The organism is Streptomyces sp. JLYT201, assembly GCF_059448825.1.
Map to the genome: position 1 here is coordinate 8974718 of NZ_CM182551.1, position 19844 is coordinate 8994561.

At 73.6% G+C, this 19844-nt stretch carries 1 protein-coding gene; it reads left to right on the forward strand.

The features are described from left to right. Nucleotides 1-46: 46 nt before the first annotated feature. The gene (locus AC5WAM_RS38165) at nt 47-19771 is read left to right on the forward strand and encodes a type I polyketide synthase (RefSeq protein ID WP_495520417.1); all 19725 of its coding nucleotides are present in this window, start codon (nt 47-49) and stop codon (nt 19769-19771) included. Nucleotides 19772-19844: the final 73 nt, after the last annotated feature.

Genomic DNA, 19844 nt, shown 5'->3' on the forward strand with positions numbered 1-19844 from the left:
GGACCGCGTCGATCCCGTCCGCACCGCTGTAAGGAGCACACGCCAGATGGAGAACGAGGACAAGCTCCGCGACTACCTCAAGCGGGCCACCACCGACCTGCGCAGCGCACGCCGGCGCCTGCGCGAGGTCGAGGAGCGCGACAACGAGCCGATCGCCATCATCGGCATGAGCTGCCGCTACCCCGGCGGCGTCGAGTCGCCCGAGGACCTGTGGCGGCTGCTCGCCGACGACGGGGACGCCGTGGTGGAGTTCCCGGCCGACCGCGGCTGGGACGTCGAGGCGCTCTACGACCCCGACCCCGACCACGCGGGCACCTCGATCACCCGGCACGGCGGCTTCCTCCAGGGCGCCACCGGCTTCGACCCGGCGTTCTTCGGGATCAGCCCGCGCGAGGCCCTGGCGATGGACCCGCAGCAGCGCCTCCTCCTCGAAACCTCCTGGGAGGCCTTCGAACGCGCGGGCATCGACCCCGAGCAGGCCAGGGACACCCGGACCGGCGTGTTCGCGGGCGTGATGTACAACGACTACGCGGCGCGGCTCCCGCAGGCACCCGAAGGGTTCGAGGGCTTCCTCGCCAACGGCAGCGCGGGCAGCATCGCCTCCGGCCGCATCGCCTACACCCTCGGCCTCGTCGGGCCCGCGGTGACGGTCGACACGGCGTGCTCGTCGTCCCTCGTGGCCCTGCACCTGGCGATGGTGGCCCTGCGCCGCGAGGAGTGCTCCCTCGCGCTCGCGGGCGGCGCCACGTTCATGTCCACGCCGCGCACGTTCGTCGACTTCAGCCGCCAGCGCGGCCTCGCACAGGACGGCCGGTGCAAGGCGTTCTCCGACAGCGCCGACGGCACAGGATGGGGCGAGGGCGTCGGCATGCTCCTCGTCGAGCGCCTCTCCGACGCCCGCCGCAACGGCCACCCCGTCCTCGCGGTGGTCCGCGGCTCCGCGGTGAACCAGGACGGCGCCTCCCACGGCCTGACGGCCCCCAACGGCCCCTCCCAGCAGGCGGTCATCACCCAGGCCCTGGCGAACGCGCGGCTCACCCCGGAGCAGGTCGACGCGGTCGAGGCCCACGGCACCGGCACCACCCTCGGGGACCCCATCGAAGCCCAGGCCCTCATCGCCACGTACGGCCAGGACCGGCCCGAGGACCGGCCCCTGTGGCTGGGCTCGCTGAAGTCGAACATCGGCCACGCCCAGGCGGCCGCCGGTGTCGGCGGCATCATCAAGATGGTCCTCGCGATGCGGCACGGCGTGCTCCCGCGCACCCTGCACATCGACGAGCCGAGCAGCCACGTCGACTGGTCCGCGGGCACCGTGGCGCTCCTCACCGAGCGGCAGCCGTGGCCGGAGGCCGACGAACCGCGCCGCGCCGGCGTGTCCTCGTTCGGCGTCAGCGGCACGAACGCCCACGTCATCCTGGAGGAGGCACCCGCCGCCGAGCCGGTGCCCCCGGCCGCCGCCGACCTGCCCGCCGCGCCCGTCGTGCCGTGGGCGCTGTCCGGCCGCACCCCCGACGCCCTGCGCGCACAGGCCCGGCGCCTGCTGTCCACCGTGACGGGAGCCGCCGGATTCGACCCGGCGGACGTCGGCTTCTCGCTGGCCACGACCCGGACGGCGTTCGAACACCGCGCCGTGGTGCTGGCCGAGGACCGGACCACCACCACGGACCGGCTGACCGCGCTCGCCGAGGGCCGCGGCGCCCCCGGCCTCGTGCTCGGCGAGGCGGAGCCGCACCGACTGGCCTTCCTGTTCTCGGGTCAGGGTTCGCAGCGGCTCGGCATGGGCCGTGAACTGGCCCAGCGGTTCCCGGTGTTCGCGGAGGCGCTGGATGCCGTGCTGGGTGAGTTCGACGCGTCGGTGCGTGAGGTGCTGTTCGGGGACGACGTCGAGGCGTTGAACCAGACCGGGGTGACCCAGCCCGCGTTGTTCGCGGTCGAGGTGGCGTTGTTCCGTCTTCTGGAGTCGTGGGGTGTACGCGCTGACGTGCTGGCGGGTCACTCCATCGGTGAGCTGGCTGCCGCGTACGTTGCGGGTGTGTGGTCGTTGGCGGATGCGGTGAGGGTGGTGTCGGCGCGTGCGGGGTTGATGCAGGCGCTGCCGTCTGGTGGCGCGATGGTGGCGATCCAGGCGACGGAGGAAGAGGTCGCTGCGGACTTGCCGGAGACCGTGGGCATAGCGGCGGTCAACGGGCCCACGTCGGTGGTGATTTCGGGTGTCGCCGCCGATGCGGAGGCGGTGGGTGAGCGCTGGCGTGCGGCGGGCCGCAAGGTGACCCGGCTCAAGGTCAGTCACGCGTTCCACTCGCCGTTGATGGACCCGATGCTGGATGACTTCCGCCGGGTGCTGGAGAGCGTGTCGTACGCCGCTCCGGAGATCCCCATCGTCTCGACGCTGACCGGTGTGCGGGCCAGTGCTGAGGAGTTGGCGTCGCCGGAGTACTGGGTCCGGCACGTACGGGAGTCCGTACGGTTCCACGGCGCGGTCACGGCGCTGCGGGAGCAGGGCGTGGACGTCTTCCTGGAGGTCGGCCCCGGTGGTGTGCTGTCCGGTCTCGGACAGTCCGCCGCCCCGGAGGCCGCCTTCGTGCCCGCCCTGCGCGGCGACCGCCCCGAACTCGTCGCGCTGACCACCGCCGTGGGCCAGCTGCACGTGCGCGGTGCCGCGGTGAACCTGGCCGCCTGCTTCGACGGCAGCGGCGCCCGGCGGGTGGACCTGCCGACGTACGCGTTCCAGCGTGAGCACTACTGGCTGGACGCCCCGGCCGCCGGCGAGGCAGTCGAGCGGACGTCCCCGGCCGAGGCGAAGTTCTGGGAGGCCGTGGAGGAAGGCGACCCCGCCGATCTCGCCCGGACGCTGGGCGTGTCGTCCGACGACCCGCTGAGCGCGGTCCTTCCCCGCCTCTCCGCCTGGCGCAGCAAGCAGCGGAACCGCTCCACCGCCGACGCCTGGCGGTACCGGATCGACTGGCGGCCGGTCGCCGCCGGACCCCGGCGAATCGACGGCACCTGGCTGGTCGTGGCACCGGCCGGGGAGAGCCGCGCCGAGTGGGTCGGCGACGCGCTGACCCGGAACGGCGCCGCGGCGCACGTCCTGTACGTGGACCCGGCGGCGGCCGACTGGGCGGAGCGGCTCGGTGGCGTGCCCGCCCCCGACGGAGTGGTCTCGCTGCTGGGGCTCGCCGCAGCGGACGGGCCGACCGTGCCCGCGGGTGTCGCGGCCACCATCGGCCTGTTGCGGGCGCTCGGTGACGCGGACGTGCCCGCGCCGCTGTGGTGCGTGACCTCGGGCGCGGTGGCGGCGGCCGACGGCGACGAGGTGACCGGGTTCGCCCAGTCGACGCTGTGGGGCCTGGGCCGGGTGGCCGCGCTGGAGCACCCCGGACGCTGGGGCGGCCTGATCGACCTGCCCGAGGCGCGGGACGAGACGACCGGGGACCTCCTCGCATCGGCCCTCGCAGGGACGACCGGAGAGGACCAGCTCGCCCTGCGCGGCGAGCGGATCCTCGGCCGCAGGCTGCTGCCCGCACCCCTGGGCGACGCTCCCGGCGGCGGCTGGTCGCCGCGCGGCACCGTCCTGGTCACCGGCGGCACCGGTGCCCTGGGCGGCCGCGTGGCGCGCTGGCTGGCGGAGCGCGGAGCCGAGCACCTCGTCCTGGTGAGCCGCCGCGGCGCCGCGGCCGAGGGCGCGGCCGAGCTGGAGGCCGAACTCGTCGGTCTCGGCGCGCGCGTCACCATCGCCGCCTGCGACGCGGCGGACAGGGACGCCGTCGCGGCGCTCCTGGAACGCGTCCCCTCGCTCACCGCCGTCGTCCACACGGCGGGCGTCGAGCGCCCGGCCGCGCTCGCCGACCTCGACCCGGACGACCTCACCGCGTTCGCCGACGTACTGGCGGCCAAGGCCGACAGCGCGAGGATCCTGCACGAACTCCTGGCCGACGAGCCGCTGGACGCGTTCGTGCTGTTCTCGTCCATCGCCGGAGTGTGGGGCAGCGGCGGCCAGGCCGCCTACGGCGCGGCCAACGCCTATCTGGACGCCCTCGCCGCCCACCGCAGGGCGGCGGGCCTGCCCGCCACCGCCGTCGCGTGGGGGCCGTGGGACGGCGGCGGCATGGTCGCGGACTCGGGGCAGGCCGGACACCTCCGGCGCGCGGGACTCGCCGTCATGGCCCCCGACGCGGCCCTCGCCGGTCTCGGAACCGCCCTGGACCACGGCGACGGGCAGATCACCATCGCCGACGTCGACTGGGCCCGGTTCGTGGACACCTTCACGGCACAGCGGCCCAGCCCGCTCCTGCGCGAACTGCCGCAGGCCCGCGCCGAGTTCGACGCGTCCCCCGCGGAGCAGGACGGCACCTCGGCGCTCGCGCGGCGCCTGGCAGGTCTGACCGAGGCCGAGCAGGAGCGGCAGCTGACCGAGCTGGTCCGCTACGAGGCCGCCACCGTGCTCGGGCACGTCTCCGGCGACGCCTTCTCCCCGACGCGTGCCTTCAGGGAGCTGGGCTTCGACTCCCTCACGGCGGTGGAGCTGCGCGCCCGGCTCAGCGAGGCGACCGGTCTCACTCTGCCCGCGTCCGTGGTCTTCGACTATCCGACGGCCGCCGCCCTGGCCGCCCATCTGCGGACCGGACTGTCCGGTGCGGCCCCCGCGGCCGCCGCGCCCCTCGCCGTCTCCGTCTCCGGAGCGACCGACGAGCCGATCGCGATCGTAGCGATGGCCTGCCGGTTCCCCGGCGGCGTGACCAGCCCGGAAGGCCTGTGGGACGCACTCCTGGCGGGCGAGGACGCGGTCACGGAGTTCCCGGCCGACCGCGGCTGGGACCTGGAGGGGCTCTACGCCCCCGACCCGGACACCGCCGGTGTCGGTACGTCGTACTCCCGCAGGGGCGCCTTCCTCGACCGCGTCGCTGACTTCGACGCGGACTTCTTCGGGATCAGTCCGCGTGAGGCCCTGGCGATGGACCCGCAGCAGCGCCTCCTCCTCGAAACCTCCTGGGAGGCCTTCGAGCGCGCGGGCATCGACCCGAACGCACTGCGGGGCAGCCGGTCCGGCGTCTTCGTCGGCACCAACGGCCAGGACTACACGACACTGATGATGGCCGCGCCGGAGACCGTCGAGGGCTACCTGGGCACCGGCAGCGCGGCGAGCGTGATCTCCGGCCGTCTGTCGTACACGTTCGGTTTCGAGGGTCCGGCCGTCACGGTGGACACGGCGTGCTCGTCGTCCCTGGTGGCCCTGCACCTGGCGGTGCAGGCGCTGCGTTCGGGCGAGTGTGAACTCGCGCTCGCGGGTGGTGTGACGGTGATGTCCACGCCCGCCGCGTTCGTGGAGTTCAGCCGCCAGCGCGGGCTTTCGGTGGACGGCCGGTGCAAGGCGTTCTCCGACGACGCGGACGGCACCGGCTGGGGCGAGGGCGTCGGCATGCTCCTGGTCGAGCGCCTGTCGGACGCGCAGCGCAACGGGCACCAGGTCCTCGCCGTCGTTCGTGGTTCTGCGGTGAACCAGGATGGTGCGTCCAATGGTCTGACGGCTCCGAATGGTCCCTCCCAGCAGCGGGTGATTCGTCAGGCGCTGGTGAGTGCGGGTCTGTCGCCCTCGGATGTGGATGCGGTGGAGGCGCACGGTACGGGTACGAAACTGGGTGACCCGATCGAGGCGCAGGCGCTGCTTGCCACCTACGGCCAGGGCAGGCCTGAGGGCCAGCCGCTGCTGCTCGGCTCGATCAAGTCGAACATCGGTCACACGCAGGCCGCGGCCGGTGTGGCGGGCGTGATCAAGATGGTCATGGCGATGCGCCATGGTGTGCTGCCGCGCACGCTGCACGTGGATGAGCCGTCTTCGCACGTGGACTGGTCGGCGGGTGCGGTGGAGTTGTTGACGGGTGAGCGTGCGTGGCCTGTGGTGGGTCGGCCGTGGCGGGCCGGCGTCTCGTCGTTCGGGTTCAGCGGTACGAACGCGCACGCCGTCATCGAGCAGGCCCCCGTCATCGAGCGGGAGGAAGCTCCGGAGCCGCTGCCTGCCGGTGCGGTGGTGCCGTGGGTCCTGTCTGCGCGCTCCGGCGAGGCACTGCGGGAGCAGGCCGCACGGCTGAAGACCTTTGTGGAGAACTCTTCGGACCTGTCGGTGGCGGACGTGGGCCGCGCGCTGGTGTTCTCGCGGGCGGCGCTGGAGCACCGCGCGGTGGTGGTCGGCGCCGACTCGTCCGAGCTGCTTGCTGCCCTGGAGGCTGTGGCTGTGGCTGAGGGGCGGGCCAGCGGGGCGGCGGCCGCCGGCGTGGCCGACGAGTCCGGCCGACTGGCCTTCCTGTTCTCGGGCCAGGGTTCGCAGCGGCTCAGTATGGGGCGCGAGTTGGCTGAGCGGTTCCCGGTGTTCGTGGAGGCGCTGGATCCCGTGCTGGGTGAGTTCGACGCGTCGGTGCGTGAGGTGCTGTTCGGGGATGACGTCGAGGCGTTGAACGAGACGGGGGTGACGCAGCCTGCGTTGTTCGCGGTCGAGGTGGCGCTGTTCCGTCTCCTTGAGTCGTGGGGGGTGCACCCCGACTTCCTGGCGGGTCACTCGATCGGCGAGCTGGCTGCCGCGCACGTCGCGGGTGTGTGGTCGCTCGTGGACGCGGTGAAGGTGGTGTCGGCGCGTGCGGGGTTGATGCAGGCGCTGCCGTCGGGCGGCGCGATGGTGGCGATCCAGGCGACGGAGGAAGAGGTCGCTGCGGACCTGCCGGAGACGGTGGACATCGCGGCGGTGAACGGCCCGTCGGCGGTGGTGATTTCGGGCGCCGACGCTGATGTTGAGGTAGTGGCGGGGCGGTGGCGTGCGGCGGGGCGGAAGGTGACTCGGCTGCGGGTGAGCCATGCGTTCCACTCGCCGCTGATGGACCCGATGCTGGACGGCTTCCGACAGGTGCTGGAGGCGGTGTCGTTCGGCGAGCCCGAGATTCCGATCGTGTCGACGCTGACCGGTGTGCGGGCGAGTGCCGAGGAGTTGGCGTCGCCGGAGTACTGGGTGCGCCACGTACGCGAGTCGGTGCGGTTCGCCGATGCCGTGAGTGCGCTGGTGGGCGAGGGTGTGGGCACGTTCGTCGAGGTCGGTCCGGGTGGAACGCTGTCCGCGCTCGGTGGCGGCAGCGCGCCCGACGCGGTGTTCCTGCCCGCGCTGCGGAGCGACCGGCCGGAGGAGGTCGCCCTCGTCACCACGGTCGGTGCGCTGCACGCGTGGGGCGTGGCGATCGACTGGAGCGCCTACTTCGCGGGCAGCGGGGCGCCGCTGGTGGACCTGCCGACATACGCGTTCCAGCGGGAGCGCTTCTGGCTGGACGTGGTGTCGTCGGTGGGGGATGTGTCGGCGGCCGGGCTGGGTGCTGCGGAGCATCCGCTGCTGGGCGCGAGTGTGACGCTGGCCGGTACGGATGGTGTGTTGCTGACGGGCCGGTTGTCGGTGCAGTCGCATCCGTGGCTGGCTGATCACGAGGTCATGGGGTCGGTGGTGCTGCCGGGCTCGGCCTTCGTGGAGCTGGCGGTGCGCGCGGGGGACCAGGTCGGGTGTGACCTGGTGGAGGAGCTGACGCTGGAGGCACCTCTCCTGCTGCCCGAGAGCGGTGCGGTGCGGGTGCAGGTGTCGGTCGGCGCCCAGGACGCCTCGGGCGGGCGTGAGGTGACCTTCTACTCCAGCACCGGCGAGGTGGAGGAGGCGTCTTCCTGGACCCGGCACGCCGTGGGTGTGCTGCGCGAAGGCGGCCGCTCGGCCGGGACCGCCCTGGTCGCATGGCCGCCCGCCGACGCGGAGGCCGTGGATGTCGACGGGTTCTACGACCGCGTGGCCGACCCCGACTTCGCTTATGGGCCGGTGTTCCGGGGGCTGCGGGCCGCGTGGCGCGCGGGCGACGAGGTGTTCGCCGAGGTCGTACTGCCGGAAGACGTGGACACAGGGGGGTTTGGCCTGCATCCGGCGCTCCTCGATGCGGCGCTGCATGCCATTGGGCTGATGGGTGAGGCCGATGGGGCGGGCAGGCTGCCGTTCTCGTGGTCGGGCGTGCGCTTGCACGCTGCCGGGGCGGCTGTGCTGCGGGTGAGGCTGGCGCCCCACGGCGCAGACGGGGTGTCTCTGGTGGTCGCTGATGGGGCGGGTGCTCCCGTCGCCACGGTTGACTCGCTGGTCCTGCGCCCGGTGTCGCTGGACCAGTTCGCCGGGGACGATCGCGGTGACTCGCTCTTCGGTGTCGACTGGGCGCCGGTTGCCCTGCCCGACGGCGATGTTCCGACGGCTCAGTGGTCCGATCTGGAGGCGTTGGCGGGGGCGCGGGACGGGGAGCTGGCGGACTTCGTCGTGCTGTCCTGCCCGGTGGACTCCGCGTCCGATCCGGTGGTGGGTGCGCGTGAGGTCGCGTACTGGGCGCTGAACGCTGTCCAGGCGTGGCTCGCGGATGCGCGGTTCTCAGCGGCGCGCCTGGTGGTTGTGACCAACGGCGCTGTGAGCAGCACTCCCGATGAGGGTGTGCGGGATCTCGCGCAGGCTGCGGTGTGGGGTCTGGTGCGGTCGGCGCAGTCGGAGAACCCCGACCGGATCGTGCTGGCCGACCTGGACGACGAGGCTGCTTCGCTGGAGGCGTTGCCTTCCGTGCTGGCCACGGGGGAGCCGCAGCTCGCGGTGCGTTCCGGCGAAGCCCGAATACCCCGGCTGGCCCGCGTCACGCAGCCCGTTGCGGACGACCCCGGCTTCGGTGAGGGGACGGTCCTGGTCACCGGCGCGACGGGCACGCTGGGCGGCCTGGTCGCCCGCCACCTGGTCGCCGAGCGCGGCGTACGGAGCCTGCTCCTGGTGAGCCGTCGTGGCGCGGCGGCCGAGGGCGCCGAGGACCTGCGGAACGAACTCGCCGCGCAGGGCGCGGAGGTCGTACTCGCCGCCTGCGACGTCGCGGATCGGGACGCGGTGGTGGCCCTGCTGGCCGAGCACCCGGTCTCTGCCGTGGTGCACACAGCGGGCGTGCTGGACGACGCCACGATCGCTTCGCTGACGCCGGAGCGGATCGACGCGGTGTTCCGGCCGAAGGTCGACGCGGCCTGGCACCTGCACGAGCTGACCGCCGAACTGGACCTCTCCGCGTTCGTCCTCTTCTCCTCGGCCTCGGGTGTCTTCGGAACCCCCGGCCAAGGCAACTACGCGGCGGCGAACACCTTCCTGGACGCCCTCGCCGAGCACCGGCGTGCCCAGGGGCTGCCCGCGACCTCCCTGGCCTGGGGCCTGTGGGAGACGGCCGAGGGCATGGCGGGCAGCCTCGATGAGAACGACGTACGCCGCATCACCAGCGGCGGCGCTCTCCCGATCGGCCCGGCGGAGGGCCTGGCGCTGTTCGACGCGGCGGGCTCCACGGGGCGGGCCACGGTCGCGCCGATGCCACTGGACCTGTCGGCCCTGCGCCGCCAGGCCCGTACCCAGCCGGTGCCACACCTCCTGCGCGGTCTCGTACGCGGTACGGCACGCAGGACCGCCGCACCCGAGGCCGCCCGCTCCGCGCTCGCGCAGTCCCTCGCGGGCCTCACCGAAGCCGAGCGCGACAAGGCACTCCTTGACCTGGTGCTCGGCCACGTGGCCGCAGTGCTCGGGCACAGCTCCGCCCAGTCGATCGCGCCCGAACGCGCTTTCAAGGAGCTCGGCTTCGACTCGCTCAGCTCCGTCGAGCTGCGAAACCACCTCAATGCGGCCACCGAGTTGGCCCTGCCCTCCACACTGGTCTTCGACTTCCCGACGCCTGCCGCCCTCGCGGCACACCTGCGTGCCGAGCTGCTGGGCGGGGCCCTCGACGTCACGGCCGGCGGACCCGTCGTGGCCGCGACCGACGACCCGATCGCGATCGTCGCGATGAGCTGCCGTTTCCCCGGTGGGGTCGAGTCGCCTGAGGACCTGTGGCGCCTGGTGACCGAGGGCGGCGACGCCGTGTCGGAGTTCCCGACCGACCGTGGCTGGGACGTGGAGGCGCTCTACGACCCGGATCCGGACGCGGTGGGGACCACGTACCTGCGATCGGGCGCCTTCCTGTCGGACGTCTCCGGGTTCGACGCGGGCTTCTTCGGGATCTCGCCGCGCGAGGCCCTCGCCATGGACCCGCAGCAGCGCCTCCTCCTCGAAACCTCCTGGGAACTCCTGGAGCGGGCCGGGGTCGACTCGGCGTCGCTGCGCGGCGAGCGCGTCGGCGTCTTCGTGGGCTCGAACGCGCAGGACTACGGGCTCGTGGTGGGCGGCGCCGCCGAGGACGTGGGCGGTTACATGGCGACCGGCAACGCGGCCAGCGTGGCCTCGGGCCGCCTGTCGTACACGTTCGGTTTCGAGGGTCCGGCCGTCACGGTGGACACGGCGTGCTCGTCGTCCCTGGTCGCGCTGCACCTGGCGGTGCAGGCGCTGCGTTCGGGCGAGTGTGAACTCGCGCTCGCGGGTGGTGTGACGGTGATGTCGACACCCGGTGCCTTCATCGAGTTCAGCCGCCAGCGGGGCCTTGCTCCCGACGGCCGGTGCAAGGCGTTCTCCGACAGCGCCGACGGCACCAGCTGGGGCGAAGGCGTCGGCATGCTCCTGGTCGAACGACTGTCGGACGCGCAGCGCAACGGCCACCAGATCCTCGCCGTCGTCCGCGGTTCTGCGGTGAACCAGGATGGTGCGTCCAATGGTCTGACGGCTCCGAATGGTCCCTCCCAGCAGCGGGTGATTCGTCAGGCCCTGGCGAGTGCGGGTCTGTCGCCCTCGGATGTGGATGCGGTGGAGGCCCACGGCACGGGCACGAAACTGGGTGACCCGATCGAGGCGCAGGCGCTGCTTGCCACCTACGGCCAGGGCAGGCCTGAGGGCCAGCCGCTGCTGCTTGGTTCGATCAAGTCGAACATCGGTCACACGCAGGCCGCGGCCGGTGTGGCGGGCGTGATCAAGATGGTCATGGCGATGCGCCATGGTGTGCTGCCGCGCACGCTGCACGTGGACGAGCCGTCCTCGCAGGTGGACTGGTCGGCGGGTGCGGTGGAACTGCTCACGGGTGAGCGTGCGTGGCCTGAGGTGGGTCGGCCGTGGCGGGCTGGTGTCTCGTCGTTCGGGTTCAGCGGTACGAACGCGCACACCGTCATCGAGCAGGCCCCGGTGCAGGCCTCTGAGCAGGAACCGGCAACGGAACCTGCGTACGAGGGCCTTGTTCCGTGGGTGCTGTCGGCGGGCGACGTGGCCGCGCTGCGCGGCCAGGCCCAGCGGCTGTTGTCCGTGGTGGACGAGCACGCGCCCGTTGACGTCGGCTACTCGCTCGCGACGTCACGGTCGGCTCTGGAGCGCCGCGCGGTGGTGGTCGGCGCCGACCGGTCCGAGCTGGTTGCCGCTCTGACGGCTGTGGCCGAGGGCCAGGCCAGCGGCGCTGTGGTCACGGGTGCGGGGGATGCGTCCGGCCGGGTGGGCTTCTTGTTCTCGGGTCAGGGCTCGCAGCGGCTCGGCATGGGGCGCGAGTTGGCTGAGCGGTTCCCGGTGTTCGCGGAGGCGCTGGATGCCGTGCTGGGTGAGTTCGACGCGTCGGTGCGTGAGGTGCTGTTCGGGGACGACGTCGAGGCGTTGAACCAGACGGGGGTGACCCAGCCCGCGTTGTTCGCGGTCGAGGTGGCGCTGTTCCGTCTCCTTGAGGCGTGGGGCATCCGTGCCGATGCGCTGGCCGGTCACTCCATCGGTGAACTTGCCGCCGCGCACGTCGCGGGTGTGTGGTCGCTCGCGGACGCGGTGAAGGTGGTGTCGGCGCGTGCGGGGTTGATGCAGGCGCTGCCGTCGGGTGGCGCGATGGTGGCGATCCAGGCGACGGAGGCCGAGATCACGGAGGACCTGCCGGAGACCGTGGGCATAGCGGCGGTCAACGGGCCCACCTCGGTGGTGATTTCGGGTGTCGCTGCTGACGCGGAGGCGGTGGGTGAGCGTTGGCGTGCGGCGGGCCGTAAGGTGACCCGGCTCAAGGTCAGTCACGCGTTCCACTCGCCGCTGATGGACCCGATGCTGGACGAGTTCCGTACGGTCCTGGAAGGCGTCTCGTACGGAGCGCCCGCGATCCCGATCGTCTCGACGCTCACGGGTGTGCGGGCGAGTGCCGAGGAGTTGGCGTCGCCGGAGTACTGGGTGCGCCACGTACGCGAGTCCGTACGGTTCGCCGACGCTGTGAGCACGCTCGCGGACGAGGGTGTGGGTACGTTCGTCGAGGTCGGCCCTGGCGGGACGCTGTCGGCGCTCGGTCAGGAGTCCGCGCCGGACGCGGCCTTCGTGCCGGTGCTGCGGAGCGACCGGCCGGAGGAGGCCGCCCTCGTCACCACGGTCGGTGCGCTGCACGCCCGGGGCGTGGCCGTCGACTGGAGCGCCTACTTCACGGGCAGCGGCGCACGGCGCGTGGACCTGCCGACGTACGCCTTCCAGCACCAGCGCTACTGGCTGGATGCCCGGCCCGGCGCGGGCGAGGCCGTCCTCGACGAGGACGAGGCGCGGTTCTGGGCCGCGGTGGACAGCGAGGAGGCGACCGCCCTCGCGTCGTCCCTGGGCATCACCGACGACGGCGCGAGCGACTCGCTGCGCGCCGTACTGCCGCTGCTGTCGTCGTGGCGGCGCCAGAGCCGCGAGAAGTCCGCTGTGGACAAGTGGCGTTACACCGTCGGCTGGAAGGCCCTCGGCCACCCGGCGACCACACCTCCCTCGGGCACGTGGCTGGTCGTGACGCCCCAGGGTGACGAGCGTGCCGACGCGCTCGGCGAGCTCCTCGAAGCCTGTGGCCTGACGCTCGTCACGGTCGCGACCGGTGCGACGGACCGCGCGGAACTGGCCGACGCACTGCGCGCCGCCCTCGCGCGAGGACAGGTACGAGAGGAGATCAGCGGAGTCCTGTCGCTGCTGGCGTTCGACGAGTCGGCGCACCCCGGCCACCCCGCCGTACCGAACGGTGTCGCGGCCACCCTCGCGCTGGCCCAGGCCCTCGGTGACGCGGACGTGTCCGCGCCCCTGTGGTGCGTGACCTCGGGCGCGGTCTCGGCCGTCGCCGACGACACGGTCGCGGGCTTCGGGCAGTCCATGGTGTGGGGCCTCGGCAGGACCGTGGCGCTGGAGCACCCCGGCCGCTGGGGCGGCCTCGTCGACCTGCCGGAGACCGTGGACGACCGGGCGGCCGCACGGCTGTGCGCTCTGCTGGGCGGAGCGGAGGACCAGGTCGCCGTGCGCGAGACCGGAGTGTTCGCGCGCAGGCTCCGGCGGGCCGAACGGGCCGCCGCGGGCTCCGGCTGGACGCCGGGCGGCACGGTCCTGGTGACCGGCGGGCTCGGTCCCCTGGGCGCCCGGGCCGCGCGGTGGCTGGCGGCGAACGGTGCCGAACACGTCGTCCTGGCGAGCCGCCGGGGCGAAACGGCCGAAGGCGCCGCGGAGGTGCGGGCCGAACTCGTCGAGCTGGGCGCGCGCGTCACCGTCGCGGCCGTCGACATCGCCGACCGGGACGGGCTCGCCGCCCTGCTCGACGGCCTGGCGGCCGCCGGTGACCCGGTCCGTGCCGTCGTCCACACCGCCGGTGCCAACGACAGCGTTCCCGTCGCGGAGACCGACCTCGCGGGCTTCGCGGACGTGGTCGCCGCCAAGGTGGCGGGCGCCGCGCACCTGCACGAACTCCTCGCCGACACGCCCCTCGACGCATTCCTGTCGTACTCCTCGATCGCCGGTACGTGGGGCAGCGGCGGCCAGGTGGCCTACAGCGCCGCGAACGCCTACCTCGACGCGCTCGCCGAGCACCGCACCGCGCACGGCCTGCCGGGGACCGCGGTGGCCTGGGGCCCCTGGGCCGGAGGCGGCATGGCCGACGGCGAGGCGCAGCGGCAGCTGTCCCGGCGCGGACTCCAGGCGCTGCCGCCCGAGCTCGCGGTGGGCGCCATCGCCGACGCGGTCGGCAGCGGCACGGCGAGCACGGTCGTGGCGAACGTCGACTGGGAGCGGTTCGCCCCCGCGTTCACGATCGGCAGGCCCAGCCCGCTGCTCGACGGCGTGGCCGAGGCGCGCGCCGCGGTCGCGGACCGGACCGCCGGGTCCCAGGAGCAGGACGAGGAGGGCGCTGAGCTGCGCCGCCGCCTCACCGGCCTGGACGCGGCGAAGCAGCGGGAGCTGGTGCGTGCCCTCGTGGTGGCGCAGGCCGCCGCCGTCCTGGGGCACGCCTCGGCCGGCGCGGTCGAACCCGACCGGGCCTTCCGCGAGCTGGGCTTCGACTCGCTGACCGCCATCGAGCTGCGCAACCGGCTGACGGCCGCCTCCGGTCTGGCCCTGCCCGCGACCGTGGTCTTCGACTACCCCAGCCCCGCGGCACTGGCCGAGCACCTCCTGACGGAGGTCGTGGAACCGCAGGGCGGCCCGCACCCGGTGCGGGACACCGTCGTGACGGGCAAGACCGACGAGCCGATCGCGATCGTGTCGATGGCCTGCCGGTTCCCCGGCGGCGTGACCAGCCCGGAGGAACTGTGGGACGTACTCCTCGCGGGCGGGGACGCGGTGACGGAGTTCCCGGCCGACCGGGGCTGGGACCTGGAGGCGCTCTACGACCCCGACCCCGAGGGCGTCGGCACGACGTACTCGCGCAGGGGTGCCTTCCTCGACCGCGTGGCGGAGTTCGACGCGGGCTTCTTCGGGATCAGTCCGCGTGAGGCCCTGGCGATGGACCCGCAGCAGCGCCTCCTCCTCGAAACCTCCTGGGAGGTGATCGAGCGGGCGGGCATCGACCCGAACACCATCCGCGGCGAGCGCGTGGGCGTTTTCGTCGGCTCGAACGTCCAGGACTACGGAATGGTCCTCGACGGGGCCGCCGAGGACGTGGGCGGACACGTGGCGACGGGCAGCGCGGCAAGCGTCATGTCCGGCCGCCTGGCCTACAACTTCGGTTTCGAGGGTCCGGCCGTCACGGTGGACACGGCGTGCTCGTCGTCCCTGGTGGCCCTGCACCTGGCGGTGCAGGCGCTGCGGTCGGGCGAGTGCGAGTTGGCACTCGCGGGCGGTGTGACGGTGATGTCGACGCCGGGTGCCTTCATCGAGTTCAGCCGTCAGCGGGGGCTTTCGGTGGATGGCCGGTGCAAGGCGTTCTCCGATGGTGCGGATGGCACTGGCTGGGGTGAGGGCGTCGGGATGCTGGTGGTGGAGCGCCTGTCGGATGCCCGGCGCAATGGGCATGAGGTTTTGGCGGTCGTTCGTGGTTCGGCGGTGAACCAGGATGGTGCGTCCAATGGTCTGACGGCTCCGAATGGTCCCTCTCAGCAGCGGGTGATTCGTCAGGCGCTGGCGAGTGCGGGTCTGAACCCGTCCGACGTGGACGCGGTGGAGGCGCACGGCACGGGGACGAAGTTGGGTGACCCGATCGAGGCGCAGGCGCTGCTTGCGACGTACGGCCAGGATCGTCCTGCTGACCGGCCGTTGTGGTTGGGGTCGGTGAAGTCGAACATCGGTCACACGCAGGCCGCCGCTGGTGTGGCGGGTGTGATCAAGATGGTGCTGGCGATGCGCCATGGTGTGCTGCCGCGCACGCTGCACGTGGATGAGCCGTCTTCGCACGTGGACTGGTCGGCGGGTGCGGTGGAGTTGTTGACGGGTGAGCGTGCGTGGCCTGTGGTGGATCGGCCGTGGCGGGCTGGTGTGTCGTCGTTCGGGTTCAGTGGTACGAACGCGCACGCCGTCATCGAGCAGGCCCCCGAGGTGACGTCCGTCGACGCCGAACCGGTGGAGCACGGTGTCGTGCCGTGGCTGCTGTCGGCCCGCTCCGGCGAGGCACTGCGGGAGCAGGCGAACCGGCTGCGGGAGCGGATCGAGCAGGAGAAGGACGTCTCGGTCGCCGACGTCGCGCACTCGCTGCGCGCCCGGTCCACGTTCGACCACCGGGCCGTCCTGGTGGGCCTGGACCGGGAGGAGTTCCTCTCCGGCCTCAGCGCCCTTGCCGACGGCCGCGAGGCACCGAACGTCGTGACCGGTGTGGCGGGGGACCGCGGTTCCGGTGTGGTGTTCGTGTTCCCCGGCCACGGCTCTCAGTGGGTCGGCATGGCGCTGGAACTGCTCGCGTCCTCACCGGTGTTCCGCGCGCGGATGGAGGAGTGCGCGCGGGCGCTGGAAGAGCACGTCGACTGGTCGCTGCTCGCCGCGATCCGGGACCCCGAGCTGATGGAGCGGCTTGACGTCGTCCAGCCCGCCCTGTTCGCGGTCATGGTGTCCCTCGCCGCCACCTGGCGGTCGTGGGGCGTCGAACCGAGCGCCGTCCTCGGACACTCCCAGGGCGAGATCGCGGCGGCGTGCGTCGCGGGCGCCCTGTCCCTGGAGGACGCGGCGCGCCTCGCCGTCGTGCGGAGCAAGGCGCTGACCGTCCTCGCCGGTCGCGGCGGCATGGTGTCGGTCGCGCTCGGCGTCGACGCCGTACGGGAACTCCTGGAACCCTGGGAGGGGCGGCTCGCCGTGGGCGTCGTCAACGGCCCCGCCTCGGTGGTCGTGTCCGGCGACGCCGACGCCCTCGACGAACTCGTGCAGGCCTGCGCCGACCAGGGCGTGTGGGCGCGGCGGGTCCTGGCGGACTACGCCCCGCACTCCCACCACGTCGAGCGGGTCGAGGCGGAACTCCTCGCGGGCCTCGCGGACGTGGCCCCGCGCTCCGCCGACGTGCCGTACTTCTCCCCGCTCACCGGCGGCTGGCTGGACACCCGGGACATGGACGCCGCGTACTGGTACCGGAGCCTGCGGCGGACGGTGGAGTTCGCGGACTCCGTCTCCGCCCTGGTGGCGGAGGGCTACACGACCTTCGTCGAGGCGAGCCCGCACCCGGTGCTCGCGGCCGGCCTGGGCGAACTGGTCGGCCCCGACGGCGTGGTGGTCGGATCGCTGCGGCGCGGCGACGGCGGCCCGGCCCGCCTGCTGACCTCGGCGAGCGGCCTGTTCGTGCGCGGCAGCCGGGTCGACTGGCCACTGCCCGGCGCGCGAAGCGTCGACCTGCCCACGTACCCGTTCCAGCGCGAGCGGTTCTGGCCCACCGCCTCGCACGCCGGCTCCGGTGACGTGACCTCGGCGGGCCTGGGGCGCGTGGACCACCCCGTCCTCGTGGCCGTCACCGAACTCGCGGACTCCGAAGGCCTCGTCTTCAGCGGCAGGCTGTCCCTGCGCACCCACCCGTGGCTCGCCGACCACCGCGTCCTGGGCACCGCGCTGCTGCCCGGTGCGGCCTACGTGGACCTCGCGCTGCGCGCCGGTGACCACGTCGGCTGCGCGTCCCTGGACGACCTGGTCCTCGAAGCGCCCCTGGTGCTGCCCGAGCGGGACGGCGTCCAGGTGCGGCTGAGCCTCGACGGGCCGGACGCGTCGGGCAGGCGGGCGTTCACCGTGGACTCGCGCGGGGACGGAGGCGGGGACTGGACCCGCCACGCCACCGGAGCCCTCGCGGCCGGGGCGGAGCCCGTCACCGACGACCTCGTCGCCTGGCCGCCGAGCGAGGCCGAACCGGTCGACCTCGACGACCACTACGCCACCGTCGCCGCCGCCTCCGGCGTCGACCACGGTCCTGCCTTCCAGGGCCTGCGCACGGCCTGGCGCAAGGGCGACGAGGTGTTCGCCGAGGTGGCGCTGCCCGACGGCGTCGCCGCCGACGGCTACGGCCTGCACCCGGCCCTCCTCGACGGCGCGCTGCACGCCGTCGGCCTCGGAGTGAGCGCGCACGGCCTGCCGTTCTCGTGGGCCGGAACACGGCTCCTCGCCACCGGCGCGACGACGCTGCGGGTCCGGCTGACGCCGGTCGGCGTGGACGCCGTGGCGGTCCTCGTCGCCGACGGCACCGGCGAGCCGGTCGCCGCCGTCGACGAGCTGAGCCTGCGGCCCCTCTCGGCCGACCAGCTCAACCTCGCCCGGTCCGCCCACCGCGACTCGCTGTTCGAGGTCACGTGGGTCCCCATGCCGGACGCCGCTCCCGAAAGCGGCACCTGGGCCGTGCTCGGCGGCGACACCGCCGGGCCCGCCCACGCGCTCACCGCGGCCGGGGAACCCGTCGACGAGTACGGCGACCTGGCCGAGCTCATCGCCGCGGTCGACACCGGTGCGCCCGTGCCCCGGTGCGTGGCCGTGCGGCCCGGCGAGGGCGCGACGACCCCCCGCGAGGCGACGAGCCTCACCCTCGGCCTGCTCCAGCAGTGGCTCGCGGACGACCGGTTCGGCGAGTCCCGGCTCGTGCTGCTGACCAGCGGCGCGGTCGCGGCCGGACCGGACGAGGACGTCCCGGACCTGGTGCGCGCCCCGGTGTGGGGCCTGGTGCGGGCGGCCCAGTCCGAGCACCCCGGGCGCTTCGTGCTCGTCGACGTCGACGCGCACGAGAGGTCGCTGACCAGGCTGCCCGCAGCCGTGGCGACCGGGGAGCCCCAGATCGCCGTCAGGAACGGCACCGCCACGGTGGCCAGGCTCGCCCGGCTCGCCGTGCCCGCCGACGCGCCCGAGCCGGTGGCGTTCGCCTCCGACGGCGCGGTGCTGATCACCGGTGGTCTCGGCGTGCTCGGCGGCGTGACCGCGCGGCACCTCGTGACCCGCCACGGCGTCCGTGACCTGGTCCTCACCGGCAGGCGCGGCGCGGCCACGCCGGGCGCCGATGAGCTGCGCCGGGAGCTGGAGGAACTCGGCGCGCGGGTCGCGGTCGTGGCGTGCGACGTGAGCGACCGCACCGCGGTCGCCGCCCTCCTCGCCGAGCACCCCGTGAGCGCCGTCGTGCACACCGCGGGCGTACTGGACGACGGCGTGATCGGGTCCCTGACCCCGGAGCACGTCGACACGGTGCTGCGCCCCAAGGCCGACGCCGCGCACCACCTGCACGAGCTGACCCTCGGGACGGACCTCACGGCGTTCGTCCTGTTCTCCGCCGTCGCCGGGGTGTTCGGCGGACCCGGCCAGGGCAACTACGCGGCCGCCAACGCCTACCTCGACGCGCTCGCCCAGCACCGCAGGGCCCAGGGCCTGCCCGCGACCTCGCTGGCCTGGGGCCTGTGGGCCGAGGCCAGCGGCATCACCGGGCACCTCGACGACGCCGACGTCCAGCGGATGGCGAGGGGCGGCATGGTCCCCCTGTCCTCCGAGGACGGCATGGCCCTGTTCGACGCGGCCCGCGCGAGCGGCGCCGCGACCGCGGTGCCCGCCGCGATCGACCTGGCCGCGCTGCGGGCCCACCCCGAGCGGGTGGGGCCGCTGCTGCGCGGTCTGGTGCCCACCCCCGCGCGCCGGGCCGCGCGGTCCGGCTCCGGCTCCGGCACGGTGCCGCTGGCCCAGCGGCTCGCCGGGCTCACCGAGGCGGAGCAGGACCGGGCGCTCGTGCACCTCGTACGCACCCACACCGCGGCCGTGCTCGGCTTCGCGGGACCGGACGCCGTCGAGGCCGACCGGGCGTTCAAGGAACTCGGCTTCGACTCGCTGACCGGAGTGGAGCTGCGCAACCGGCTCGACGCCGAGGTGGACGCGCGACTGCCCGCCACCCTGGTGTTCGACCACCCGAACCCGGCGGCGCTCGCCGCCCACCTGCGGACGGCGGTGCTCGTCGGCGGCGGCACGGCCGCCGCCGGAGTGCTCAGCGAACTCAACAAACTGTCGGTCACCATCTCCAAGCTCGACCCGGACGACGAACTCGCCGGAGACATCCGGCTCCGGCTCCGGTCGCTCCTGTCCACCTGGGACGACAAGGAGCCCGAGGCCGAGGCGGACGATCTGACCTCGGCGACCCTCGACGACGTCTTCGACATCATCGACGAGGAGCTCGGAAAGGCCTGACCAGCCGGTTCTCGGACTGTCAGCAAGATCATCCGGCACGGACCCTCATCAGCACGGGTACGGACACTCACCC

Coding starts and splice junctions, on each gene's coding strand:
- AC5WAM_RS38165 (WP_495520417.1), top strand. CDS start 47: ATGGAGAACGAGGACAAGCTCCGCGACTACCTCAAGCGGGCCACCACC.